Source organism: Brachybacterium huguangmaarense (genome assembly GCF_025725725.1).
Lineage (GTDB): Bacteria > Actinomycetota > Actinomycetes > Actinomycetales > Dermabacteraceae > Brachybacterium > Brachybacterium huguangmaarense.
This window is the reverse complement of the sequence record NZ_CP107020.1, coordinates 2,017,001-2,038,617: the sequence shown is the minus strand read 5'-3', so window position 1 is coordinate 2,038,617 and position 21,617 is coordinate 2,017,001. Positions and strand designations below refer to the sequence as shown.

Sequence of the window (21,617 nt, the reverse complement as noted above, 5' to 3'; positions counted from 1 at the left end):
CATGTACTCCGATCTGAAGGACCAGCTGGCATCCGAGCTCGACGCGATCCGCGACGCCGGCACGTACAAGCACGAGCGCACGATCTCGAGCCCGCAGTCGGCCCACATCGAGGCGGCCGCCGCCGGGCGCGCGGGCGTCGAGGTGCTGAACTTCTGCGCGAACAACTATCTGGGGCTGGCCGACCACCCCGAGATCGTGGCCGCCGCGAAGCGGGCCCTCGACGACCGCGGCTTCGGCATGGCCTCGGTGCGCTTCATCTGTGGCACCCAGGACCTGCACCTCCGGCTCGAGCAGGCCGTGAGCGCCTTCCTGGGCACCGAGGCGACCATCCTGTTCTCCTCGTGCTTCGACGCCAACGGCGGCGTGTTCGAGTCGCTCTTCGGCCCCGAGGACGCGATCATCTCGGACGAGCTCAACCACGCCTCGCTGATCGACGGGATCCGCCTGTGCAAGGCGGCGCGGCTGCGCTACCGCAACGCCGACCTCGAGGACCTGCGCACCCAGCTCGAGGCCGCCGGGGCGATGCGCGACGGCGCCGGTCCGCGCCGCACGATCATCGTGACCGACGGCGTGTTCTCGATGGACGGGTATCTCGCGCCCCTGCCGGGGATCTGCGACCTCGCCGACGAGTACGGCGCGCTCGTGCTCGTCGACGACTCCCACGCGGTCGGCTTCATGGGCCGGACCGGTGCGGGCACCCCCGAGCACTTCGGGGTGTCCGACCGCGTGGACATCTACACGGGCACGTTCGGCAAGGCCCTCGGCGGGGCGAGCGGCGGCTACGTCTCGGGACGCCAGGAGATCGTGGACATGCTGCGGCAGAAGGCACGGCCCTACCTGTTCTCCAACTCGCTGGCCCCCTCGATCGTCGCGGCGACCCTCACGGCGCTCGAGCTCGTGGCCACGAGCGGCGAGCTGCGCGCCCGGCTGTTCGACAACGCCGCGCTGTTCCGGCGCCGCATGGGCGAGGAGGGCTTCGAGCTGCTCGAGGGCGAGCACGCGATCGTCCCGGTCATGCTCGGCGACGCGGCGCTCGCCGGGCGCATGGCCGACGCGATGCTCGAGCACGGCGTGTACGTGACGGCGTTCTCCTACCCGGTGGTGCCGCAGGGCCGGGCCCGGATCCGGGTCCAGCTGTCGGCCGCGCACTCGGCCGAGGACGTCGAGACGGCGGTGCGCGCCTTCGTGGCGGCCCGCGAGGAGGTCGGCGCGGGCGCGTGACCCCGCGCCGGCGCGGCGCGTCTCAGAGCCGGGCGAGGGTGCCGAGGGCGACGCGCCCCAGGGGGCTGTCGGCGGGGTACGCGGTGAGCTTCGCGACGGCGTAGCGCGCGGCCCAGCCGCGGGCCCGCGCGACGGCGGCGCCCCAGACGGCGTCGTCGTCGACGCCCGTCCAGGTGGCGGCGGCACGGTAGGCCGCGAGCAGCGGCTCGGCCTGGCCGAACTCGAGCAGGCCGCCGAGGTCGCCCGCGGGGTCGCCGGGCGTGGTGTCGCCGAAGTCGATCAGGGCGGCCGGCCCGGCGCCGTCGGGCAGCACGACGTTGGCCGGATGCGGATCGCCGTGCAGCAGGAGGTCGCCTCCCGTCCAGTCCGGGGCGGCCACGCCCGCCCGCCACGCCTCGCGGGCGCGGGCGGCGAGCTCCGCGGGCAGGCCCACGCGCACGAGGTCGAGGTGGAAGGCCTCGTCCCGCTCGCGCAGCGGCACCCCGCGCACGGGGTTGCGGTCGAGGCCGCCGGGGGCGGGGGTGTGCAGTCCGGCGAGGGTGCGCGCGAGCAGCTCGCCCGCCCAGGTGAGCTCGGCGGCGGTGCCGAGGGAGGCATCGCGGCCGGGGAACCAGGGGTGCAGGGCGGCGGCGTGGCCGGTCGCGAGGATCGCGGGGATCGCCATGGGCAGCTGCGCGGCCCGCGGCGCGAGCAGGCGCAGCACGACGATCTCGCGGGACAGCAGCGCGACCGCGCTCGCGCGGCGGGCGACGCGCAGGGCCAGCGGGGTGCCGTCGTACAGCGAGCCGACGTCCCAGATCGTGTTGTCCCACCCCTCGCCGATGCGCAGCGGCGCCGGGGTCCAGGCGATGCTCGAGAGGTGCACGCCGGGCTCGGGGTCGAGCCTCGCGAGCAGGGTCTCGATGTCGTCGGCGCCGACGATGCGGTCCGCACCGGGGAGGGTCGGCGCGAACAGGCGGGGAGGGTCCGGGAAGACGGGGAGAGGCACGCGTCCACGCTAGCGACGACCGCGCGCCGATCGCGACGGCTCGACCGCGTCGACTGCGTCTCATCGGGCGCCCCGACGCATCGATCGATGCGTGTCGCCGGCGCGGGCGCGGTTCAGGGCCGCTCGACGGCGCCGTCGCGGGTCGGACGGGGGCCGAGCACGAGACGCATGTCGCGCACCGTGTACCCCTCCACGAGGTCCACCCAGCCCAGGCGCGGCTCGCCGTCGAGGCGCACGTCGCACGCGAGCAGCCGCGTGAGCAGCACGTCGGTCTCGGCGAGGGCGAGGTGCTCGCCCGGGCAGCGGTGGGCGCCCGCGCCGAAGCTGAGCCCGGTCGCGCCGACGCCGGGCGGCATCGGCCGCCCGGGGCACAGGTCGAGGGGGTCCGGGCCGACGGCCTCGGGGTCGGCGTTAGCGTCGCGGATGCACAGGTCGGCCAGCTCCCCGGGGCGCATCGCGGCCCTCGCCTCCCTGTCGTCGACCTCGAGGTCCTCGCGCACGCGACGGTGGAGATGGCCGACGACGGGCTCGAGCCGGATGATCTCGGCGAGGATCGCGAGGCGCTCGGTCCTCCCGGCGGTGCGGTAGCGCTCGCGCAGGGCGTCGTCGGCCAGCAGGTGCCAGCACGCCATGGCGATGAACTCGCGGGTCGTGATCATGCCGGCGGTGGCATAGGTCACGCACTCGACGAGGATGTCGGCCTCGCCGTAGCCGCTGTCGAGAAGATGGCTGATGATGTCGTCGCGCCGGGCGCGGCGTCGGGCCCGCAGGGCGGGCCGCACGTCGCGCACGTGGAAGCGGACGAGGGGGACGAGGGCGTTGAGCCCGGCCGAGGCCCATTGCCGCCGGGTGCGGCCCCAGTGCGGCGCGGCGAGGTCGAAGGGCGGCTGGCGCATGAAGGTGACGAGGCGGGCCGACATCGCCTCGAGCGGCGCCTCGGTGAGCCCGACGATGCGGCGGGCGACGTCGACGCTGAAGTGCAGGGCGAGCTGGTCCAGGCGGCAGGTCCCTGCCTCGAGGGTCGCGCCGACGAGCTCGTCCGCGCTCGCGGCCATGACCGGCGCCCACCGCTCCTCGACCACGGCGGGCGCGAGGAAGCGGCCCACGGCGCGACGCTGGTCGTCGTGCCCGGGGCCGTCGGACAGCAGGATCGGATGGTGGCGCAGGAAGGCGGTGGGGATCGCCTCGGCGGTGAAGCCCGCCTGGGTGGTGGCGCCGCGGGCCCGCAGCACCTGGCGGGCCGCGGCGAGCGAGCGGATCCGCCAGCGCCGTCCGTCGTGCTCGAGACGGGGCCCGGTCGCCTCGCCGGGCCGATGCGACCGACGACGGTCGACGCCGCTCATACGGCCTCCTGGGGACGACGGGGTGCGCGGCCGTCGGGGCCCACGGTGCGCGGACGTCTTCTCACGGTACGCGCCGCATGCTCAGGCCGCTCGGTCCTCGAGGCGGTCCAGGAGGCGGTCGAGCACGGGACGGGCGCGGACGGGGAGCGCGCCGTCGGCCAGGAGTGCTCGGGCGGCCCGCATCTCGATCGCCGTGAGCGCCTCGACATGGCGCCGGGCCCCGCAGTCGACGAGCAGTCGCTGCAGGGTCAGCGCCTGCTCCTCGGTGAGGTCGGGGGCGCCCAGGTGCCGACGGATCCCCTCCCATGCCCCGGTCGTGCGGGCATAGGCGATGATCGCGGTCTCCTTGCCCTCGCGCAGGTCGGAGAAGGGGTCCTTGCCGTGGCACGCCGCGTCGCCGAAGACCGAGAGGGCGTCGTCCTGGAGCTGGTAGGCCAGGCCGACATGGCGGCCCACGCGCGCGAGCGCCCACCCGGTCGCGGGATCGGCGTCCGCGAGGACCGCGGCCCAGCGCAGCGGCAGCTCGACGGAGTAGGCGGCGGTCTTCGAGCGCGTCATCTCCAGGACGGTCGAGACGTCGGGGTCGAGCGCCCCGTCGGCGAGGGACACGTCGAGGAACTCCCCGGCCACGGTCTCGCACAGGGCGTCGTCGAGCAGGTCGAGCAGGCTCGTGCGACGCGCGGTCGCGAGCGGGAGGCGCGCGAGGCTCTGATGGGTCAGGGCGAGCAGGAGGTCGCCCACCAGGATCGCCGCGCTGCGGGCACGGTGCAGGCTGTGCTCGTCGTCGCGGGCCGCGGTGCGACGGTGGAGGGAGCCGATCAGGTTGTCCCGGCCGCGCCGGGTGAGGTCCCCGTCGATCACGTCGTCGTGGAGCAGGAGGGCGACGTGCAGGATCTCGAGGGTCGCCGCGACGCGGAGCGCGAGTGCTCGGGGGGCGGGCGCCGCACCCTCGGGGGCGAGCGCGTCGTAGGTCTCCACGAGCAGGCGCGGGCGGATCCGCTTGCCGCCGGCGAGCGCGGCGACGGCCTCGTCCCACAGCTCGGCGGCCTCGGGGCCGTGGGTCCGCATGCGCGCGGCACCGGGCTGCATGAGCTGGGCGATCTCGGCCGAGAGGCTCTCGTCGAGGGCCGGCGCCGTGGTCTCGGCGAGATCGGGGACGGCCTGCATGCCCGTGCCTCCTCGTCCGTCGGCGTCCCGGCCGGCGCGAGCGCGATCCGGGACCAAATTACTTAGCTTGGCTATATTCTATACGGAATGGCGCAGTTGTTCAGTAGGGTTGCGGCATGGACGCACAGGCGGCACGGAGCGCATCCCCGTCGTGGCGCCTCTATGACCTGGCCTCGACGGATCCGGACTCGGTGCTGACCGACCGGTCGGGTCTCTCCGAGGCGGACACGCGCAGGATCGAGGACCTGATGGCCGCCTTCGCCGCGCTGCGCCGCGTGGAGGACGAGGTGGCGCGCGCCTCCGAGCGGTACATGAAGCTCAAGCGCACCGACATGCGCGCCCTGCACTACCTGATCGCCGCCGAGCACCGGGGGGAGATCGTCACCGCGGGCGCGATGGCGTCCCACCTCGGCATCTCGACCGCCTCGACGACCAAGCTGCTGGACCGTCTCGAGCGCGCGGGGCACATCACCCGCCACCGCCACCCCACCGATCGGCGCGCGCTCGCGATCCGCTGCACCCCGGCCACGCGCGAGGTCGCCATGGAGACGGTGGGGCGTCGGCACGCCGGACGCTTCCGGGCCGCGCGGCGTCTGAGCGCCGCCGAGCGCGAGACGGTGATCCGCTTCCTCGAGGACACCGCGCACGAGATGTCGCTCGGCGACGAGCACGGGGCGCGCGAGCCCGAGCAGATCGCGAGCCCCGAGCCCGGGTCGGACGGGGGCGCCGCGGATGCACGGTGAGTACCTGCTGTTGCTCGGGGCTTGCGTGCTGATCACGCTGCCGCTCGAGTTCGTGCTCGGAGCCCGCGTCTATCGCCGCCCGCTCGCCGCGCTCCTGGCGATCGGACCCGTCGTGCTCGTGTTCGGCGCGTGGGACCTGCTGGGCATCCATCGCGGGCACTGGTGGTACGAGCCGGCTCGGATCAGCGGGATCGAGCTGCCCGGCTCCCTGCCGCTCGAGGAGCTCGCCTTCTTCGTCGTGATCCCGTTGTGCGGTCTGCTCACCTTCGAGGCGGTGCGGACCCTGCTCGCGCGATGGTCCGCCCTGCGCACGGCGCGCGCCGACGACAGGGCGCGGGACGGGGGACGCGGCGATGCCTGAGTACACGGTCCTCACGGCGGTCGCCCTGGTCGCCGTCGTCGCGCTCGAGCTGTTCGTGCTGCGCACGGGCCTGTTCCGGATGCTCGCGTACTGGGTGAGCATGGTCATCGTGCTCGGCTTCCAGGTGCTCGTGGACGGCTGGCTGACCAAGCTCGACGCCCCGATCGTGCTGTACGACCCCGCGATGACGCTCGGCGTGCGCTTCCCGTGGGACATCCCCGTGGAGGACTTCGGCTTCGGCTTCGCGATGGTCACGCTGACGATCGCGCTGTGGCTGCGGGTGACGCGCACCCCGCGCGGCCGCCGCACGGAGGAGGGGCGATGACGACGCTCAGCGACCTGTTCACCGCGGGCGCGCGACGCTACGACCTGCTCGTGGGCGCCGACCCCGGGTACCACCGTCACCTCCGCCTCGCGGCCGAGCGCCTGGTGCGCCACCGCCGGCCGCGTCGTGCGCTGGACCTCGGCTGCGGCACGGGCGCGTCGACCCGTGCCCTGCTCGGGGCGGCCCCGGAGGCCCGGATCCTCGGCGTCGACGCAGCTCACGGCATGATCGAGCAGGCGCGGGCCAAGCAGTGGCCCGCCGGGCGCGTCGAGTTCGCCGTCGGCCTGGCCGGCGACGAGACCGTCACCGCGCCGTCGGCGCCGTTCGACGTGTGCCTGGCCGCCTACCTGCTGCGCAACGTGCCCGCCGCCGAGCGCGACCGCGTGCTCCGCTCGATCCGGGATCAGCTGGTCCCCGGCGGTGTGCTCGCCGTCCAGGACTACACCGTCGCCGGCTCCTGGCGGAGCGCGCGCGTCTGGGACGCCGTGTGCTGGCTCGTGATCGTGCCGCTCGCCGCGCTCGTGCTGCGCGACACCCGGCTGTTCCGCTACCTGTGGCGCAGCGTGCGGGACATGGAGGGCGTCGAGGTCTGGTGCGCGCGGATGGACGCGGCCGGTCTCGAGGTGCTCGAGGTGCACCACGGATCCTCGTGGCAGCGCGGGATCCTGCACACCGTGATCGCGCGACGACCGGAGCAGACATGAGCCGCAGGACCATGACGAGCGTGCCGCGCCCCGGCCGCGACCGGCGCGCCGTCCTGCACCGCGCCCCGGCGGGCGCGGAGCGGGCCGAGGGGCGACGGGTCGTCGTGATCGGCGGCGGCATCGCCGGGATCGCCGCGGCGACCGTGCTCGCCGAGCGCGGCGTCGACGTCGACCTCGTCGAACGCGAGCACACGTGGGGCGGCCGGGCCCGCTCATGGGACCTCGGCGACGGCCGCTCCATGAGCCGCGGCTTCCACGCCTTCTTCCGCCAGTACTACACGCTGCGCGCGCTGCTGCGGCGCGGCGATCCCTCGGGGTCCGCACTCACCGGCATCGGCGACTATCCGCTCCAGCTCGCCGGAGGGCCCCGCGACTCATTCCGCGGCATCCCCCGCACCCCGCCGCTGAGCGTCGCAGCGTTCGCGCTGCGCAGCCGCAGCTTCCCCGTGCGCCAGCTCGCCCGGGTCGACGTGCCCGCCGCGCTCGCGCTCCTGCGCGCCGACTTCCCCGCCACCTTCTCCCGGTACGACGGCGTGAGCGCCCAGACGCTGCTCGACGAGCTGCGCTTCCCGCACGATGCGCGCCACCTCGCCCTCGAGGTCTTCGCGCGCTCCTTCTTCGCCGACCCCGCCGAGTTCTCCGCGGGCGAGCTGGTGGGCATGTTCCACACGTACTTCATGGGCTCGGCCGAGGGCCTCGTCTTCGACGTGCCCGTCGACGCGTACTCCCCGGCGCTGTGGGACCCGCTGATCGCGGCGCTGTGCGGTCACGGCGCCCGGGCGCGCACGGGAACGCGCGTCGTCGCGGTGCGCCCTGCGGCCGACGCCGTCCACGTGACCGGCGAGACGGACGATTTCGAGGTCGACGCGGTCGTGATCGCGGCCGATCCGCGCGGCGCCCGCGCCCTGCTGGACACCATGCCCGGCCCGACGCGCGACTCCGACGCGTGGCGCCGCCGGATCCGGTCGCAGCGCAACGCCCCGCCGTTCGCGGTCTGGCGGCTGTGGCTGGACCTGCCCGTCGCCGCGGCCGCTCCCGCCTTCCTGGGGACGAGCGGATACGGCCCCCTCGACAACGTGTCGGTGCTCGAACGGTTCGAGGCGACCGCGGCGCGCTGGAGCGCCGCCCACGGCGGCAGCGTGCTCGAGCTGCACGCCTACGCCCTGCACGAGGCCGAGGCGCAGGACCCGACCGCGCTGCGGCGCGAGCTGTGGCACCAGCTGCTGCGCCTGCACCCCGAGCTCGCCCGCGCCTCGGCCGTGCACGAGGAGTGGATCGTGCACGACGACTGCCCGCTCATCGGCACCTCGCCCTGGGCCGAGCGCCCCACCGTGCGGTCCCCCGACGAGCGCGTCGTGCTCGCCGGTGACTGGCTGCGCACCGATGAGCCGGTCGCCCTCATGGAACGGGCCGCCCTGACCGGGGTGCAGGCCGCCAACACCCTGCTCTCCCGCTGGGGCGTCGCGGGCCAGGACTACTGGAGCGTGCCGCTACGGGGCGTCCTGCGCGGGCGCGGCGGCACGCACGGAGCACGGCGAGGACGACGACAGCGATGAGACGACAGCGATGACGAGGAGACCCCCGATCGACGACATGACCAGCACCGACTCCCGGGCCTCTCGTGCGCACGGCGCATCGGAGGTCGTGCTCCTGCTGGGCGCGAAGGACGAGGTGATCGGCACCGCACCCAAAGCGACCGTGCACTCCGCGCACACCCCGCTGCACCTGGCCTTCTCCGTGCACCTGCGTTCGCGCGACGGCCGGGTGCTGCTGACCCGCCGCTCTCTGGCCAAGGCCACCTGGCCCGGCGTGTGGACCAACGCGTTCTGCGGGCACCCCGGGCCCGGGGAGTCGTTCCCGGCCGCGATCGCACGGCGCTCGCATGCGGAGCTCCAGCTCGACCCGGCCCTCGTCTCCGCACCGCGGCTCGTGCTGCCGCGCTTCCGGTACCGAGCCGTGGACACGAGCGGGATCGTCGAGAACGAGGTCTGCCCCGTCTACGTGGTCGACTACGCGGGGGACCCCGACCGTCTGCCGCGGCCCGATCCCGACGAGGTCGCGGACGCGGCCTGGTGCGGGGTCGAGGAGCTCGCCCGCACCGCGCGGGACCTGCCGTTCCTGCTGAGCCCGTGGCTGCTGGACCAACTCGCGCATCCCGAGCTGGTCGAGCACCTGCGGGCGGGATGAGCGGGGCCGCGGCCCCGGAGCCGCGCATGAGGATCGGGAGCCGTGCGCGCACCCGGTGGGCGCCGGGAACGGGAAAAGGCCCCCTCCCCCGCGCATCAGCGCAGGTGAGGGGGCCTTTCCGTATCGAGTGCATCGTGGAGACGGCGGGAATCGAACCCGCGTCCGATAGTGCGAAGCCAGGGCTTCTCCGGGCGCAGTCAGCAATGACGTCTTCTCAGTCCCGGCGCTCGTGCTGACGCGTCGCCGACGGACTCAGTCACTCTGAGGTGTTCACCCATCCTCGATGACGAAGGATGGAAGCAGTGGCTCCTTAGATGATGGAACGATCCGGGTCAGGAGCAATCCCGGGGTTCCAGACTGCTGTCGCGGCTATCAGGCGGCGAGAGCGAAGTCAGTGCGCTTGGGTTCGGCACTTATTGGTTTCCCAGGAGCGTTGACGAGATGACCTGGGATCCTCGGCCCGCTTCCCCTTGCTGGACAACTACCGTCGAAACCGATCGTCCCCGAGCGTGGAAAAACAGTGGCACTACTGCGGCAGCGCGGACGCTGCCTCTGCACTCGATGTTCTGTTGTCAATCCGGATCGCCGTCGCTCCTCGCGAGAGGAGGTGGACGCCCCGGCCACGTGCGTCCAGTCTAGCGCCCGGGGCGGGCACGCCCAAGGGGTTATCCGTTCGCCCCTGGCGGAGGGGTCGGCGTGATCAGCGACGCCATGACGCGCCGCAGCGTGCCGCCTGCGCCCACAATGGGGGGCATGAGCGCGTTCGAGGTCGAGGGGATCCGGATCGAGATCGATCCGGTGACGCTCCGCGAGCGCGTGGCCGATCCGGCCGCTCTCTCGCGCTGGTGCGATGAGCACCGCGGGGATCCGCGTGCGGTCGCCTACCTGCGCATGGTCGACCGGCTCGACGACGCCGAGCGCGCGGGCCACGAGAGCCTCGCCGAGCCCGGCCTGCACCCGGTCACCCGGGCCGTGCGCCGGGCGCGCTACGCCCAGGTGCTGCAGTGGCAGGGGCGCTTCGAGCAGGCCGACGAGGAGTTCGCACGGGCGGCCGAGGAGACCGGCCTGGGCGAGGACCCGATGGCCACGAGCTCGTTCCTGGCGCTCGCGACCGTGCTGCTGCACCGGGCCACGAGCAGGTCGGAGCACGCGATGGTGGCCGCGGCGGCCGAGCGCCCCGTGAGGGCCCAGCGCCTCGCCGACGCCGCCCTCGAGGACGCGCGACGGGCGCTCGCGATCCGGGAGGGGCTCGACGCGTCCGCCGATCAGCTCGCCGCGGCCCGCCAGGTCGTCTCCCGGCTGCAGGCCGTGGCCCAGCCGGCCTGAGAGCGACCTCCGCCCGGCCTGCGGGCCCGGCCGTCCGTCGAACGAGCCAGGGCCGGACGAGTCGGACGAGCCGGGGTCAGACGAGCTCGCGGCGGCGCATGGCCCGCTGGGCCTCGCGCATGTCCTGCTGCTCGCGCAGCGTCTGGCGCTTGTCGTACTCCTTCTTGCCGCGGGCCAGGCCGACCACGACCTTGGCGTGCGAGCCGAGGAAGTACATCTCGAGCGGCACGAGCGTGTAGCCCTTCTCGCGGGACTTGCCCGCGAGCTTGGCGATCTCCGTCTTGTGCAGCAGCAGCTTGCGCTTGCGACGGGCCGCATGGTTGGTCCAGGTGCCCTTGACGTACGGGGCGATGTGCACGGCCTCCATCCACACCTCGCCGCCGTCGATGTAGCAGAACCCGTCGACGAGGGAGGCCCCGCGGTCGCGCAGGGACTTCACCTCGGTGCCGGTCAGGACGATGCCGGCCTCGTAGGTGTCGTCGATGTGGTAGTCGTGGCGCGCCTTCTTGTTGGACGCGATGAGCTTCTTGTCGGGGCCGTCGCTCGCACTGGACGACTTCTTGGCACCCTTGTTCGCCGCGGACATCGTCTCTCCTCTCGCTCCGACCGGCCGACCCCCGGCTCGGCGCGCTCCGCGAGCATCGCGGGAGCGCCCGACGTTCCGGGGACGCTCCACTCTACGGTGCACCTCGGGAACGGGGAACCGGTTTTCGGGCCGCTCCGCTCAGGGCGCACGACGCGGACCGCACGATCGGGTGCGATCAGACGTAGCCGGCGGGGTCGACCGGGGTGCCGTCCTCGTGGACCTCGAAGTGCAGATGGCACCCGGTCGAGGAGCCGGTGGTGCCGACGTAGCCGACCACGTCGCCGCGCTTGACGCTCGTGCCCTCGGGCACCGCGAATTTCTGCAGGTGGTGGTACGAGGTGGTCATGACCTTGCCGTTCATGACGCCGTGGCTGACGATCACCTTGTTGCCGGCGGCCGTGCCGGTGGTCTCCTTGATCACCTGCCCGTCCTGGGCGGCGTGCACGGGGGTGCCGCACGCGACGGGGAAGTCGTCGCCCGCGTGGAACTTCCGGGTGTGGTAGATCGGGTGGTACCGCCAGCCGAAGGTGGAGTTCATCGTGCCGGGCACCGGGCGGATGAAGCCCGAGGCGCTCGCCCCACCGGTCCCGCCGTTGTCCGGCACGGTCCGGGTGGGCGTGCCTGCCTGGGCGGCCTCGCGCTCGGTGCGGGTGAGCTCCTGGATCTCGGAGTCGAGCGTCGTGGACTGGCCCTGCAGGTCGGTCTCCTGGCCCTCGTACTGGGTCTTCTTGTCCTCGAGGTCCGTCTTCTGCTGGGTCTGCTGGGAATAGAGGTCGTCGAGCGTCTGCTTGGCGGTGCGCGCGGCCTCCTCCGCCTCCTCCTTGCGCTCGACGGCCTGCTCCGCCTGCACCTTGAGATCGGCGATCTCGGTGCGCACGGCGCCCAGGCGGTCGGTCGCGTTGTCGGTGACCGACTGATCGGTGCGGAGGGTGTCGAGCCGGGTGCCCTGGGACTCGAGGGTGAGGCGGTAGTTCATGGAGCGGTCGACCGCGTCCTGCGGATCGGCCGAGCCGAGGAAGACCGTGGCGGGATTGGGCACGCCGCCGCCCTTGTAGGCGTCGAGGGAGACCTCCCGCATCTCCTCGTCGGAGCGGTCGACCTCCTGCTGGCCGTCGTCGCTCTCGCCCTGGAGCCGCTGCTCCTCCTGCTGGGCGGCGGTCAGGCGGTCACCGGTCTGCTGGTCGGCCAGTCGGGCGTCGTCGAGCTCGGTCTGGGCGTCGTCGAGGGACTGCTGCGCGTCGGGGATCTCGAGCTCCGTCCGGGCGAGCGCGAGGTAGGTGTCCGAGAGGTCCTGGTCGACGTCGGCGAGCTGACCGCGCAGGTCCTCGATCTGCTGATCGATCTCCTGCTTGCGCTTGATCTTGTCGTCCTTGTCCTCGGCGTGGGCCGCAGGCGCGGGGCCCAGCACGACGCCGGAGGAGGCGACGAGCACGAGCGTGCCGAGGACGGCGAGGGCGCGGCGGGCCAGGGGGATGCGGGGGGACGGGAAGGCGACGGGTGCCATGGCTCAGACCCTCAGGTAGCGGTTCAGGGAGACGACGCTCGCGGCGATCGCGAGGATCGCGCCCAGGGCGACGAGGATCGGGCCGGCCCACAGCAGGTCGGCGCCGGAGACCCGCACGACCTGCGCGCCCAGGGTCGGTGCGAGCCATCCCTGGACGACGTATCGCACGGCGACCCATAGCAGCCCCGAGGCCACGAGGGCGCCGAGGATCGCGGCGACCGCGCCCTCGAGCAGGAAGGGTGCGCGGATGAAGAGGTTCGAGGCGCCCACGAGGCGCATGATGGCGATCTCGCGGCGGCGCCCCGTCACGGACATGCGGATCGTGGTGAACACGAGGAGCACGGCCGCGATCAGCATCAGCACGGCCAGGGAGACCGCGAACACGGTGGACTGGTTGAGCACGCGGATGAACGGGGCGTAGACGCTGAGCAGGTCGGTGACCTCGTCCACGCCGTCGCGCCCCTGGAAGAACTGGACGACGGCGTCGGAGCGGTCGGCGTCCTTGACCGTGATGTGGAAGGAGACGGGCATGTCCTCGGCGGTCATGTCGGAGGAGAACCCCTCGCCCTCGAACTGCTGCTGGTAGATCGCGAGCGCTTCGTCCTGGTCGCGCTCGGTGTACGAGGCGATGTACGGCGCCAGGGTGTCGCCGTCGAGGGCGTCGCGCACCGATTGGATCTGGGCGTCGGTCGCCGCTCCCCCGGCGCACGAGGCCGTCGTCGAGTGCGGCGAGCACAGGAACACGGTCACCTGGGACTGCTCGACCAGGGTGCGCTTGAGCTCGACGATCTCCTTCTGCATGAGCAGTCCCGCGCCCACGAAGGTGAGGGAGACGGCGGTCACGATGACGACCGAGATCACCATGGTGACGTTGCGCCACAGGCCGGCGAGGATCTCGCCGCGGATGTACCGGATCCTCATCGTGCCTCCTCCTCGTGCGCGGCGGCCTCGGGACCCTCCGGCGCCTCGGCGCCGGGCGCCTCGTCGCCGAAGGTGTCGTCGAGCTCCTCGTCGAAGGCGTCGTCCAGATCGTTCGGGGCGTCCTCGGCCTCGTCGACCAGCTCCTCGTCCTCGACGTCGTCGACCGCGGCGGCGGCCCGCGAGCCGTGGGCGCGCGCGACGGTCGCGGTCTCCCGCTCCTCCGGGTGCACGGAGGTGTCCGTCTCGCCATCGGCCGTCTCGGCGGCGCCGGAGATCTCGGAGTCGGGGGCGGTCGACTCGTAGGTGCCGTGCTCCTCGTCGCGGACCACGTGCCCGTCGACGAGCTCGACGACCCGGCGGGACATGCGGTCCACGGCGCCCTGGTCGTGGGTGGCCATGACGACCGTGGCGCCCTGCCCGTTGATCTCGGCGAGCAGCTCGAGGATGCCCTCGGAGGTCGCGGGGTCGAGGTTGCCCGTGGGCTCGTCGGCCAGCAGGATCGTGGGGCGGTTGACGTAGGCGCGCGCGATCGCGACGCGCTGCTGCTCGCCGCCGGAGAGCTCGTGGGGCAGGCGACGGCCCTTGTCGGCGAGGCCGACCATCTCGAGCATCTCGGGCACGAGGCGGCGCACCTGCTTGCGGGGCGTGCCGATCACGGCGAGCGCGAACTCGATGTTCTGGTAGGCGGTCTTGGTGGGCAGGAGGCGGAAGTCCTGGAAGACCATGCCGATCTCGCGGCGCAGCGAGGGCACCTTCCACGAGGGGACGCGCGAGAGGTCCTTGCCGGCCACGTACACGCTGCCCGAGGTGGGCGCGGTCTCCTTGAGCACGAGGCGCATGAGCGTGGACTTGCCACTGCCGGAGGCGCCCACGAGGAACACGAAATCCCCGCGCTCGAACTCGATGTCGAGGTTCGTGAGCGCGGGGCGGGTGCCTCGCAGGTACGTCTTGGTGACGTCGTCGAATCGGATCACGGAGGTCCTGCCGGTGGTGCGGGAAGAGATGCGGGGCCAGCGTGGCACGCGCGCCGAGGCGAGGGCGGGAGGCGCTCGGGCGCGTCCGGTCAAGCCTTGGTCAAGGGGCACGCCCCTCGGCCCGAAGACGGCCACGGGCCGGTGATCCGGCGCCGGGGTGAGCAGGGCCGGCCGTCAGAACCCGGCGGCGAGCAGCGCGTAGACGAGGTAGATGAGCAGGGCCGGGGAGATGATCTCGACGAGGCCGAGCAGGATCGTCCACCAGGAGCGGTGGACGATCGCGATGACGATCGTCGCGAGACCGATCAACGGCACGACCAGATAGTCGGTGGAGCTCGCGAACACCGACAGGGCGCACAGGGCGACGGAGACCGCGAAGAGCCCCAGGTTGACGTTCCGTCCCAGGGCACGCGCGGCGGCGCGACACCGCGGGACCGGTCGGCTCGCGTCCGCGGCCTCGGGGCCCGACGGTGCGGAGCGGGGTTCGGGGACTGCGCGCATGAGGGCCTCCCGTCGTCGGCCTCCCCGCCAGGGAGTGAGGCCAGCGTAGTCGAGGAGGGCTGAGCCGGGCGCGGGCCGCGAGGACGCGGCGCCGTGTGGCCGCACGGGCCGTCAGGGGAGCTCGGCCGACCGCCCAGGGCCGCGTGTCAGCAGATCGGCCTTGGCCCGCCCGGCCCGTCGCGGTGAGGCCTCAGTCCTCGGCGTTCTGGCGCTGCTGACCCACGCGCCAGCGGATGCCCGCCTCGATCAGATCGTCGATCTCGCCGTCGAACACGGCCTGGGGGTTGCCCTCGGTGTGCTCGGTGCGCAGGTCCTTGACCATCTGGTACGGGTTGAGCACGTAGGAACGCATCTGATCGCCCCACGAGGCCTTGATGTCGCCCGCGAGCTCCTTGCGCTTGGCGTCCTCCTCCTGCTTCTTGAGCAGCAGCAGGCGGGACTGCAGGACGCGCAGCGCCGCGGCGCGGTTCTGGATCTGGGACTTCTCATCCTGCATCGAGACGACCACGCCGGTGGGCAGGTGGGTCATGCGCACCGCGGAGTCGGTCGTGTTGACGCTCTGGCCGCCGGGGCCCGAGGAGCGGAACACGTCGATCTTGAGGTCGGACTCGGGGATCTCGATGGAGTCGGTGGACTCGATGAGCGGGATCACCTCGACCGCGGCGAACGAGGTCTGGCGGCGGCCCTGGTTGTCGAAGGGGCTGATGCGCACGAGGCGATGGGTGCCGCCCTCGACCGAGAGGGTGCCGTAGGCGTACGGGGCGTCGACCTCGAAGGTGACGGACTTGAGCCCGGCCTCCTCGGCGTAGGAGGTGTCCATGACCTTGGTCGTGTAGCCGTGGCGCTCGGCCCAGCGCAGGTACATGCGCAGGAGCATCTCGGCGAAGTCGGCGGCGTCGACGCCGCCCGCTCCGGAGCGGATCGTGACGACGGCGCTGCGCTCGTCGTACTCGCCCGAGAGCAGGGTGCGCACCTCGAGCTCGTCGAGGGCCTTGCGGATCGAGGCGAACTCCTTCTCGGCCTCGGCGCGGGTGTCGGCGTCGTCCTCCTCGGCGGCGAGCTGGACCATGACCTCGAGGTCGTCGATGCGGGAGGAGAGGTCGTCCACACGGCGGCGCTCGGCCTGGGCGTGGGAGAGGGCCGAGGACACCTTCTGGGCGTTCTCGACGTCGTCCCACAGGTCCGGGGCGCTGGCCTGCTGCTCCAGATCGGCGATCGTGCGGGTGAGCGCGTCGAGGTCCGTCACCTTCTCGATCGACGTGAGCGTCGCACGGAGGTGAGGGATCTCTTCGGAGAAGTCGATGGCAGCCACGAGAGGTGAGTCTACGGGAGCGGTGCTCGGGCCCGCGGTGGGCTCGGGGTGACCTCCCCGTCATCGCGCGCGGGCGTCGCCGGCCGCGTGCAGGGTGATGGACAGGTCCCCGTGGCGGGTCACCCAGCCGAGGAGCGGCGGGTCGGTGCGGGCGGCGAGCACGACGCGCACGGTCCCGTCCTCGCCCACGACGAGGTCGGCGAGCGCGACGTCGTGCGTGCGGGTCGAGCTCGTCGGATAGGCGCGCAGATAGTCGCGGGCGATGCGCTCGGCGTCGGCTCGCCGCACGACGGGCGCCTGGTCCGAGGCGCCGGTGTAGAGGTCGGCCTCGGAGAAGCCCTGGGAGGCGGCGAGCGCCGCGCCGTCGGCCATGGACTGCAGCTCGTTGCGCTCGAGCTGCACGCCGGTGATCGCGACGCCCACTCCGATCACCATGAGGATCACCACGAGGATCCCCGTGGTCAGGATCGTCATGGTGCCGGCGTCGTCGCGCAGCCGCCGAGATGGACCGGCGTGCTCGGTCCTCGTGCCTGGGAGCTCGGTCCTCGTGCCGGGGTGCTCGGGGACGTCGGATGCCGCGGTCGCCGGGTCCGAGGCGGTTCCGGTCTCCGCGGGGCGGGCATGGCCGACGCCTCGAGGCCGGCGTGCCGGGAGTCGGCCGGCCGTGGCCGGCCTCATGGGCGGTCACCGGTGACGGTCGCACTCCCGGCGCTCACGTCGCGGTACTGGTCGACCTGGGCGAGGTGGGAAGCGCCGACCCGCACGGGCCCCGCGCCGCCGAGCATCGGGCCGAGGCCCGGGATCTGCACGGGGATGCTGGCCTCGGCCTGGACGTCCTGGCCGGGCGTGGCGCAGGGGTTCGCGCTGCAGCGGAGGGTGACGACGGCGTCGGGGTCCGCGTCGATGCCGTAGTCGGCCAGGACGTCGACGGCGAGCTGGCGGGAGCGCTGGGCGGCGACGTCGGGGTCCGGCTCGGTCGCATGGATGCGGGCGGTGTCGCGGGCGAGCACGTCGGCCGCGAACACCGCGCTCTGCACGGCGCCGAGGGTCAGCACGAGGTACAGGCACGGGATGAGCAGGACGACCGCGAGCACGACGAACTCGACGACCGCGTTGCCGCGCTCGTCGGCCCAGCGCGGTCCCGGCGGCGTCGAGCGGGGCATCTCCGGCTCGACGGACGGCACGGAGGGCACGGGCGACACAGGCGGCACAGAAGGCACAGAAGGCACAGAAGGCTCTGCCATGTCAGGTGGCCTCCTCGTCGACCGCGTGGCCGTCGACCACGAGCGTGCCCGAGGGACCGAGCAGCCCGACCAGCGGGATCGCGGCGGTCACCTCGACGGTGATCCGCCCTGTCTCGTCCTCCCGCGCGGTCGCCGTGACGTCGTACGCCGAGCCGAAGCGTTCGTCGACGAGCTGTCGCGTCCGGGCCGCGCCGTCGGCAGGCGAGTTGCCCACGAGCGAGGCGTGGTGGGCGCCCTGGACGGCCGCGTCGGTCAGCGCGTTGCGCGCATACATGATGAGGGCGGCCTGGATGATCGCGAGCGCGATCAGCAGGATCAGGACGGCGATGAGAGGGAACTCAACGACAGCGGAGCCCCGCTCGGAGCGCAGGCGCCGCGCGGCCATCAGATGCCCTGCAGGAACGGCTCCATCGCGCTCTCGAAGATCTGGACGATCTGATCGGAGGCGACGGCCCACAGGGCGACGACGATCGCCGCGGTCATGAGCGTGACTAGGGCCGAAAGACCCGTGCGTCTCCGTTGCGCGGCTGGATGCGGATTTCTCTGGCCTGGCCTGGGGTGACGACGATACTCGCGATCAGGGACCGGAGGGCCTCGCGTCGCTGCTCGACGGGCAGGATGTCCCAGTCGCGGTCGAGGTCGGCGATGTCGCGCTCGGTGGGCTGGGGCTCGGCGAGCTCGACGCGGGTGCGCTCGAGCTCCACGGAGATGGCCGTGAGCCGCTGGTCGTACGCGGCCGCGGCGCGGGCGTGGACCTCGGGCGTGATGGTCTCCTCGGCCAGCTGCATCGCCAGACGCGTGAGCGCGCCGGTGATGCGCTCGCGCTCCTGCTCGAGCTTCCGAGTCGCGCTCTGCCCGGCGGGCCGCTGGGGACGCAGGTCCGTGTGCTCGGCGATCTCGGCCGCGGCGTCCGCGAGCCAGGTCCGCACAGCGCCCTCGACGTAGTGGAGCTGGATGTACCCGCCACGGTGGGTGTGGTACTCGATCGCCTGCCGGCAGCGGAGCCGGGGCCCCGTGGCTCGGTGGTTGCCGATCTGCATGGCGCCACCGCAGACACCGCACCGGGTCATCCCCGACAGCAGGTACTGGGAGACCTCGCCGCGACGACGCGTGGAGCGCTCGCCGCGGCGCCGCTGGTATCTAGCCCACTCGTGCTCGCTGATGAGGGGCTCGTGGGCGCCGGGTAGAAGCTCGCCGCCGGATCGGATCATGCCGGCGGCGAAGCCGGAGTCGAGGACGCGCTGGACGGTGCGGGTGGACCACTCCCCCGTGTGCCCGCCGTAGCCGGCGACGGGCTCGGTGCCGCTGTCGCGGAGCCAGATCGTGAGGCGGTAGAAGGACTCGCCAGCGAGGTACCGGCGGTAGGCCTGGGCGAGGACGGGGCCGGTGATGGTGTCGGGGACGTGGAGCTTCTGCTCGCGGTCGTACTGGTAGCCGAAGCGGGCCTTGCCGTTGGCGGGGCGGCCGGCGGCGACGCGTCGGGCGTGGGCTTCGCGCCATACGTCTCCGATGCGCTCGGACTCGAAGGCCGCGAACTCGACCATGACGCCGCGCGCGAGCCGGCCGGTGGAGGTGCTGGTGTCGATGGCCTCGGTCGCGGACTCGATGCGCCCGCCGAGGGTCTCCACGGTGTCGGCTGCGACGGCCCAGTCTTTCCTCGAGCGGGAGAGTCGCGACCACTTCCATAGCAGGATCGTGGACGCCTCGCCCCGGTCGATCATCCCCATGACGCGTTTCACTGCGGGCCGGTCGAACGTGCGCCCCGAGATTCCGGGGTCCGCCTCGACGGCGACGACCTGATAGCCCTGCTGCTTGGCGTAGGCGCGGCACGCGGTCTCCTGCAGCTCGAGGCTGATCGACTCCTCGCGGTAGGTCGACTGACGCATGTAGATCACCGCGCGGTCGCGCTGCCGCGCCGGCTTCCTGCTTCCCATCTCCCTGCTCCATCTCCATCGCGGGCAGCGTCTACGCGTCCCACCAGCCTGTGTCCTGGTTGCCCTCGGTCTCGTGCTCGATCGCGGCGACCCACCATGCTTCGGCCGGCGTCGGCGCGCGCCCGGTCACGCCGAGGTCGAGGTGAAGCTGCTCCCCCGCACCGCCGGTGCCGCATTCGCCGCCGGTCATGCCCAGTGGGCGTCGACGAGACGCTCGTCGAGGGCCTGCCGCTCGGCCGGCGTGAGCATGTGCAGCCGCGTCTCGACGGTCTCGGGCATGACGTCGAGCTCGTCGGCGATGACCCACGGGTGCGGCGACCATGCTGCGGCCTCGCCGAGCGCTTCGGCGTCGACGCGACGGCATGCGATCTCGCGGTCGATGCCGTACTCGACGACGGTCAGGCAGTGCCCGGTGTGGCCGCGGTGGTAGTGGATGAGCTCATGCTCGAGAACAATCGCGCGATCCACTTCGAGCATCTGGTCGTCGAGCCAGATGGTCGAGACGCCGTCCGTGTACCCCAGTACGCCCTTAGGTAATGACTCATCGATGATCTCGGGTTCGGACATGCCTCGAGAGTAAGGGGCCGCACCGACGATCGAGATTGGACTACTGAGGTCGTTGACCGGTTCCTTGACCAGTTGGGAGCTTCGTCCGGCCAGAAGCGCGGACCTCTGCATCGGCTGCTTCGCTCGACATCATGTACGCCAGCCACCACAAGACGCGGCCCGCCACCGCGACGCCTAGCAACAGGCCACCAGCAGTGAGTCCGAGCGCAACTCGATTCGAGCTTCCCCACAGAGGGATGGCCACGATCGCCACTACAGCGGCGAAGAGAAGCGCTGCGATGACTGACATCCAGTTGCGCGCCTGCTCACGCGGGCGAAGAGCGCGGAGGAAGATCATGGTGGTGGATCGGGCGGAGTAGGCCATGGTGCACGCGAACGTGGCGGCCGTGAGCAACAATCCCGCCAGACCGGCAACCGCCGCACTCGCTTCGAAGCCGTTCTTCGCAGCTGCGCCTACCGCGGCGTCAGGGAGCGTGGCAGTGAGACTGACCGCAAGTACCAGCGCGGTGCCCCAGTCAAGCCATGGCGAAGCCGCGTAGAAGTCTTCGACCAGGCGCTTCTTCACAGCGCATCTCCCATCGACCTCCGGATGAAGCCTTCAGCCCCCTGGGAGAGGGTAGCCGCGGCCTCCGCTACGAGCCGTGAGAAGCGCAGCCCTTCGGACTCAGCCTGCTCAAAGACGACTCGGGTGGTCAGCTTGTGCTCACCAAGTGTAAGTACGTCGTCCGCGAGATCGGAAGAGGTGGCCCTCACGACAGTGATCCTCGGCGCCTCTCCACTGAACATGTGACCGTCGGCCTCTTCGACGAACAGGTTGCGCAGTTGCCTCTCATTGGCAGGAGTCCTGTACTCCTGGGGAATCTTCAGATCCACCTTCAGCTCGACGGGGAACCCGAGCCGCCCCTGGAGCGCGCGGCCCAGCGTTGCCGCACCGGCGTCACCAAGTGCCCCGAGCTCTGGAAGGTCTTGACTGCTGAAGAGGTCGTCTCCGCGAGATGGGCTCCATCGCGCGCCTCGGGCGCCGTCGGCTGCCCGGAGTGCATCGAGCTGGCTAGGGGCACTGAGCGCCTTGACCTCCCACTCTCGCGGCGCATCTTGCGGTGCAACGCGAGACAGTACCTTCAGCAGTGCGCTAGCAGGAGGGGAAGCCCCAGATGGGTCGCCCTGCATCATCACAACGATCCCTGCAGGCTGTGGCAGGAAGAAATAGGCCGTAGCGTTGGCGAGGTCGAAGCCCTCCCAGTCATCGACGTCCTTGACGGTGATGTTGCCTTGCGCTTCGTCCTCTTCCATGTGGACCGCGAATCCCGGATTGACCCTTCGGAAGATTGTCAGAGCAGGCACAGGGAGATCGAGGCGAACGAGATACGCGAGTTCCCACCGAACTTCGCCTTCACTTGCCTGAAGGAAACCATTGGGTGGCTCCACGCGCGAGAGCAGCTCGAACCACTCAACTCCGTAGTCGTGCGCGAGCTCCCGCAGGCGCCTACGGCCAGACTTCTTGGCGGAGGTGTCGACCGTGGCGATGCGATGGAAGCTCAGCTCGCGAATAATGCTCTTCATCGGTTGCCTCCGCATGTCAAGGCTTCGTTACAGGGACGGCTTCGGTTGTCCCGAAGGCACCGTTCGGAGGGACTTACATCGCAAAGAACTTGTCGGGCACGGGCGGCCCCACCAGATAGGTTCTGCTGGTACTGATCGATGATGG

25 protein-coding genes and 1 other RNA gene are annotated in these 21,617 nt (G+C 72.0%); 8 read left to right on the top strand and 18 right to left on the bottom strand.

Features of this window, described 5'->3' with window-relative positions:
- Position 1 precedes the first annotated feature (1 nt).
- Positions 2-1,222 carry a glycine C-acetyltransferase gene (locus BRM3_RS09235; RefSeq protein WP_263593042.1) on the top strand — a complete coding sequence of 407 codons (1,221 nt, stop codon included), beginning with the start codon at positions 2-4 and terminating at the stop codon, positions 1,220-1,222.
- A gap of 22 nt (positions 1,223-1,244) precedes the next feature.
- Here BRM3_RS09235 and BRM3_RS09230 read toward each other — a convergent pair whose 3' ends face one another.
- The 3 genes from BRM3_RS09230 to BRM3_RS09220 form a co-directional block, all read right to left on the bottom strand.
- Positions 1,245-2,210 carry a phosphotransferase gene (locus BRM3_RS09230; protein WP_263593041.1) on the bottom strand — a complete coding sequence of 322 codons (966 nt, stop codon included), beginning with the start codon at positions 2,208-2,210 and terminating at the stop codon, positions 1,245-1,247.
- 113 nt (positions 2,211-2,323) lie between these two features.
- The gene (locus BRM3_RS09225; RefSeq protein ID WP_263593040.1) at positions 2,324-3,553 is read right to left on the bottom strand and encodes a cytochrome P450; all 1,230 of its coding nucleotides are present in this window, start codon (positions 3,551-3,553) and stop codon (positions 2,324-2,326) included.
- A gap of 81 nt (positions 3,554-3,634) precedes the next feature.
- Positions 3,635-4,720, bottom strand: coding sequence for a polyprenyl synthetase family protein (locus BRM3_RS09220; RefSeq protein ID WP_263593039.1), 1,086 nt, complete (start codon positions 4,718-4,720; stop codon positions 3,635-3,637).
- 116 nt (positions 4,721-4,836) lie between these two features.
- Here BRM3_RS09220 and BRM3_RS09215 point away from each other — a divergent pair, with 116 nt between their 5' ends.
- From BRM3_RS09215 to idi, 6 genes are read left to right on the top strand one after another with little or no spacing between them, the layout of a single operon-like run.
- Positions 4,837-5,463, top strand: a complete 627-nt coding sequence (locus BRM3_RS09215; protein ID WP_263593038.1) for a MarR family winged helix-turn-helix transcriptional regulator — start codon at positions 4,837-4,839, stop codon at positions 5,461-5,463.
- Positions 5,453-5,824 carry a lycopene cyclase domain-containing protein gene (locus BRM3_RS09210; RefSeq protein ID WP_263593037.1) on the top strand — a complete coding sequence of 124 codons (372 nt, stop codon included), beginning with the start codon at positions 5,453-5,455 and terminating at the stop codon, positions 5,822-5,824. The genes BRM3_RS09215 and BRM3_RS09210 overlap by 11 nt, the downstream gene beginning before the upstream one ends.
- Positions 5,817-6,149, top strand: a complete 333-nt coding sequence (locus BRM3_RS09205) for a lycopene cyclase domain-containing protein (protein WP_263593036.1) — start codon at positions 5,817-5,819, stop codon at positions 6,147-6,149. The genes BRM3_RS09210 and BRM3_RS09205 overlap by 8 nt, the downstream gene beginning before the upstream one ends.
- Positions 6,146-6,853 (top strand): class I SAM-dependent methyltransferase, encoded by a 708-nt coding sequence (locus BRM3_RS09200; protein WP_263593035.1) that lies wholly within the window; start codon positions 6,146-6,148, stop codon positions 6,851-6,853. Before BRM3_RS09205 ends, BRM3_RS09200 begins: the two co-directional genes overlap by 4 nt.
- On the top strand, positions 6,850-8,409 hold the full coding sequence (locus tag BRM3_RS09195; protein ID WP_263593034.1) for an FAD-dependent oxidoreductase: 1,560 nt from the start codon (positions 6,850-6,852) through the stop codon (positions 8,407-8,409). Before BRM3_RS09200 ends, BRM3_RS09195 begins: the two co-directional genes overlap by 4 nt.
- Positions 8,410-8,446: 37 nt before the next feature.
- Entirely contained in the window at positions 8,447-9,040 is a 594-nt protein-coding gene (idi, locus tag BRM3_RS09190; RefSeq protein WP_263593033.1) for an isopentenyl-diphosphate Delta-isomerase, read from the top strand.
- A gap of 132 nt (positions 9,041-9,172) precedes the next feature.
- Here the strand turns inward: idi and ssrA are convergent.
- Positions 9,173-9,545: a transfer-messenger RNA gene (gene ssrA / locus BRM3_RS09185) on the bottom strand.
- A 248-nt stretch (positions 9,546-9,793) separates the two neighbouring features.
- On the opposite strand from ssrA, the gene BRM3_RS09180 reads away from it, so the two are divergent.
- Positions 9,794-10,366, top strand: coding sequence for a hypothetical protein (locus BRM3_RS09180; RefSeq protein WP_263593032.1), 573 nt, complete (start codon positions 9,794-9,796; stop codon positions 10,364-10,366).
- A gap of 76 nt (positions 10,367-10,442) precedes the next feature.
- On the opposite strand, the gene smpB is transcribed toward BRM3_RS09180, so the two are convergent.
- The 14 genes from smpB to BRM3_RS09110 all read right to left on the bottom strand — a co-directional run bounded on the left by smpB (position 10,443) and on the right by BRM3_RS09110 (position 21,472).
- Positions 10,443-10,952, bottom strand: a complete 510-nt coding sequence (gene smpB, locus BRM3_RS09175) for an SsrA-binding protein SmpB (protein ID WP_263593031.1) — start codon at positions 10,950-10,952, stop codon at positions 10,443-10,445.
- 175 nt (positions 10,953-11,127) lie between these two features.
- The gene (locus BRM3_RS09170; protein ID WP_263593030.1) at positions 11,128-12,456 is read right to left on the bottom strand and encodes a murein hydrolase activator EnvC family protein; all 1,329 of its coding nucleotides are present in this window, start codon (positions 12,454-12,456) and stop codon (positions 11,128-11,130) included.
- 3 nt (positions 12,457-12,459) lie between these two features.
- Positions 12,460-13,377: a permease-like cell division protein FtsX gene (ftsX, locus tag BRM3_RS09165; protein ID WP_263593029.1), complete on the bottom strand. Its 918-nt coding sequence runs from the start codon at positions 13,375-13,377 to the stop codon at positions 12,460-12,462.
- Positions 13,374-14,351, bottom strand: coding sequence for a cell division ATP-binding protein FtsE (gene ftsE, locus BRM3_RS09160; RefSeq protein ID WP_263593028.1), 978 nt, complete (start codon positions 14,349-14,351; stop codon positions 13,374-13,376). The genes ftsX and ftsE overlap by 4 nt, the downstream gene beginning before the upstream one ends.
- A 174-nt stretch (positions 14,352-14,525) precedes the next feature.
- The gene (locus BRM3_RS09155) at positions 14,526-14,852 is read right to left on the bottom strand and encodes a hypothetical protein (protein ID WP_263593027.1); all 327 of its coding nucleotides are present in this window, start codon (positions 14,850-14,852) and stop codon (positions 14,526-14,528) included.
- A gap of 190 nt (positions 14,853-15,042) precedes the next feature.
- Positions 15,043-16,164 (bottom strand): peptide chain release factor 2, encoded by a 1,122-nt coding sequence (prfB, locus tag BRM3_RS09150; RefSeq protein ID WP_263593026.1) that lies wholly within the window; start codon positions 16,162-16,164, stop codon positions 15,043-15,045.
- A 60-nt stretch (positions 16,165-16,224) separates the two neighbouring features.
- On the bottom strand, positions 16,225-16,638 hold the full coding sequence (locus BRM3_RS09145) for a Tad domain-containing protein (RefSeq protein WP_263593025.1): 414 nt from the start codon (positions 16,636-16,638) through the stop codon (positions 16,225-16,227).
- A gap of 200 nt (positions 16,639-16,838) precedes the next feature.
- On the bottom strand, positions 16,839-17,357 hold the full coding sequence (locus BRM3_RS09140; RefSeq protein ID WP_263593024.1) for a hypothetical protein: 519 nt from the start codon (positions 17,355-17,357) through the stop codon (positions 16,839-16,841).
- Positions 17,358-17,409: 52 nt separating this feature from the next.
- Entirely contained in the window at positions 17,410-17,793 is a 384-nt protein-coding gene (locus BRM3_RS09135) for a TadE/TadG family type IV pilus assembly protein (protein ID WP_263593023.1), read from the bottom strand.
- Between the two features lie 106 nt (positions 17,794-17,899).
- Positions 17,900-19,342 carry a recombinase family protein gene (locus tag BRM3_RS09130; protein WP_263593022.1) on the bottom strand — a complete coding sequence of 481 codons (1,443 nt, stop codon included), beginning with the start codon at positions 19,340-19,342 and terminating at the stop codon, positions 17,900-17,902.
- Positions 19,343-19,373: 31 nt separating this feature from the next.
- On the bottom strand, positions 19,374-19,532 hold the full coding sequence (locus BRM3_RS09125) for a hypothetical protein (protein ID WP_263593021.1): 159 nt from the start codon (positions 19,530-19,532) through the stop codon (positions 19,374-19,376).
- Positions 19,529-19,909: a hypothetical protein gene (locus tag BRM3_RS09120; RefSeq protein WP_263593020.1), complete on the bottom strand. Its 381-nt coding sequence runs from the start codon at positions 19,907-19,909 to the stop codon at positions 19,529-19,531. Before BRM3_RS09120 ends, BRM3_RS09125 begins: the two co-directional genes overlap by 4 nt.
- Positions 19,910-19,949: 40 nt before the next feature.
- Positions 19,950-20,474 (bottom strand): hypothetical protein, encoded by a 525-nt coding sequence (locus BRM3_RS09115; protein ID WP_263593019.1) that lies wholly within the window; start codon positions 20,472-20,474, stop codon positions 19,950-19,952.
- Positions 20,471-21,472 carry a hypothetical protein gene (locus tag BRM3_RS09110; RefSeq protein WP_263593018.1) on the bottom strand — a complete coding sequence of 334 codons (1,002 nt, stop codon included), beginning with the start codon at positions 21,470-21,472 and terminating at the stop codon, positions 20,471-20,473. Before BRM3_RS09110 ends, BRM3_RS09115 begins: the two co-directional genes overlap by 4 nt.
- Positions 21,473-21,617 lie beyond the last annotated feature (145 nt).

What these genes read in the sequence shown, in the direction of transcription:
- BRM3_RS09180 (WP_263593032.1), top strand. Translation starts at nt 9,794, where the DNA reads ATGAGCGCGTTCGAGGTCGAGGGGATCCGGATCGAGATCGATCCGGTG.
- BRM3_RS09225 (WP_263593040.1), bottom strand. Translation starts at nt 3,553, where the DNA reads ATGAGCGGCGTCGACCGTCGTCGGTCGCATCGGCCCGGCGAGGCGACC.
- BRM3_RS09235 (WP_263593042.1), top strand. Translation starts at nt 2, where the DNA reads ATGTACTCCGATCTGAAGGACCAGCTGGCATCCGAGCTCGACGCGATC.
- BRM3_RS09205 (WP_263593036.1), top strand. Translation starts at nt 5,817, where the DNA reads ATGCCTGAGTACACGGTCCTCACGGCGGTCGCCCTGGTCGCCGTCGTC.
- smpB (WP_263593031.1), bottom strand. Translation starts at nt 10,952, where the DNA reads ATGTCCGCGGCGAACAAGGGTGCCAAGAAGTCGTCCAGTGCGAGCGAC.
- BRM3_RS09130 (WP_263593022.1), bottom strand. Translation starts at nt 19,342, where the DNA reads ATGGGAAGCAGGAAGCCGGCGCGGCAGCGCGACCGCGCGGTGATCTAC.
- BRM3_RS09220 (WP_263593039.1), bottom strand. Translation starts at nt 4,720, where the DNA reads ATGCAGGCCGTCCCCGATCTCGCCGAGACCACGGCGCCGGCCCTCGAC.
- BRM3_RS09145 (WP_263593025.1), bottom strand. Translation starts at nt 16,638, where the DNA reads ATGACGATCCTGACCACGGGGATCCTCGTGGTGATCCTCATGGTGATC.
- ftsX (WP_263593029.1), bottom strand. Translation starts at nt 13,377, where the DNA reads ATGAGGATCCGGTACATCCGCGGCGAGATCCTCGCCGGCCTGTGGCGC.
- BRM3_RS09215 (WP_263593038.1), top strand. Translation starts at nt 4,837, where the DNA reads ATGGACGCACAGGCGGCACGGAGCGCATCCCCGTCGTGGCGCCTCTAT.
- BRM3_RS09110 (WP_263593018.1), bottom strand. Translation starts at nt 21,472, where the DNA reads ATGAAGAGCATTATTCGCGAGCTGAGCTTCCATCGCATCGCCACGGTC.
- BRM3_RS09200 (WP_263593035.1), top strand. Translation starts at nt 6,146, where the DNA reads ATGACGACGCTCAGCGACCTGTTCACCGCGGGCGCGCGACGCTACGAC.
- BRM3_RS09125 (WP_263593021.1), bottom strand. Translation starts at nt 19,532, where the DNA reads ATGACCGGCGGCGAATGCGGCACCGGCGGTGCGGGGGAGCAGCTTCAC.
- BRM3_RS09135 (WP_263593023.1), bottom strand. Translation starts at nt 17,793, where the DNA reads ATGGCCGCGCGGCGCCTGCGCTCCGAGCGGGGCTCCGCTGTCGTTGAG.
- BRM3_RS09155 (WP_263593027.1), bottom strand. Translation starts at nt 14,852, where the DNA reads ATGCGCGCAGTCCCCGAACCCCGCTCCGCACCGTCGGGCCCCGAGGCC.
- BRM3_RS09210 (WP_263593037.1), top strand. Translation starts at nt 5,453, where the DNA reads ATGCACGGTGAGTACCTGCTGTTGCTCGGGGCTTGCGTGCTGATCACG.
- idi (WP_263593033.1), top strand. Translation starts at nt 8,447, where the DNA reads ATGACCAGCACCGACTCCCGGGCCTCTCGTGCGCACGGCGCATCGGAG.
- BRM3_RS09195 (WP_263593034.1), top strand. Translation starts at nt 6,850, where the DNA reads ATGAGCCGCAGGACCATGACGAGCGTGCCGCGCCCCGGCCGCGACCGG.
- BRM3_RS09120 (WP_263593020.1), bottom strand. Translation starts at nt 19,909, where the DNA reads ATGTCCGAACCCGAGATCATCGATGAGTCATTACCTAAGGGCGTACTG.
- BRM3_RS09170 (WP_263593030.1), bottom strand. Translation starts at nt 12,456, where the DNA reads ATGGCACCCGTCGCCTTCCCGTCCCCCCGCATCCCCCTGGCCCGCCGC.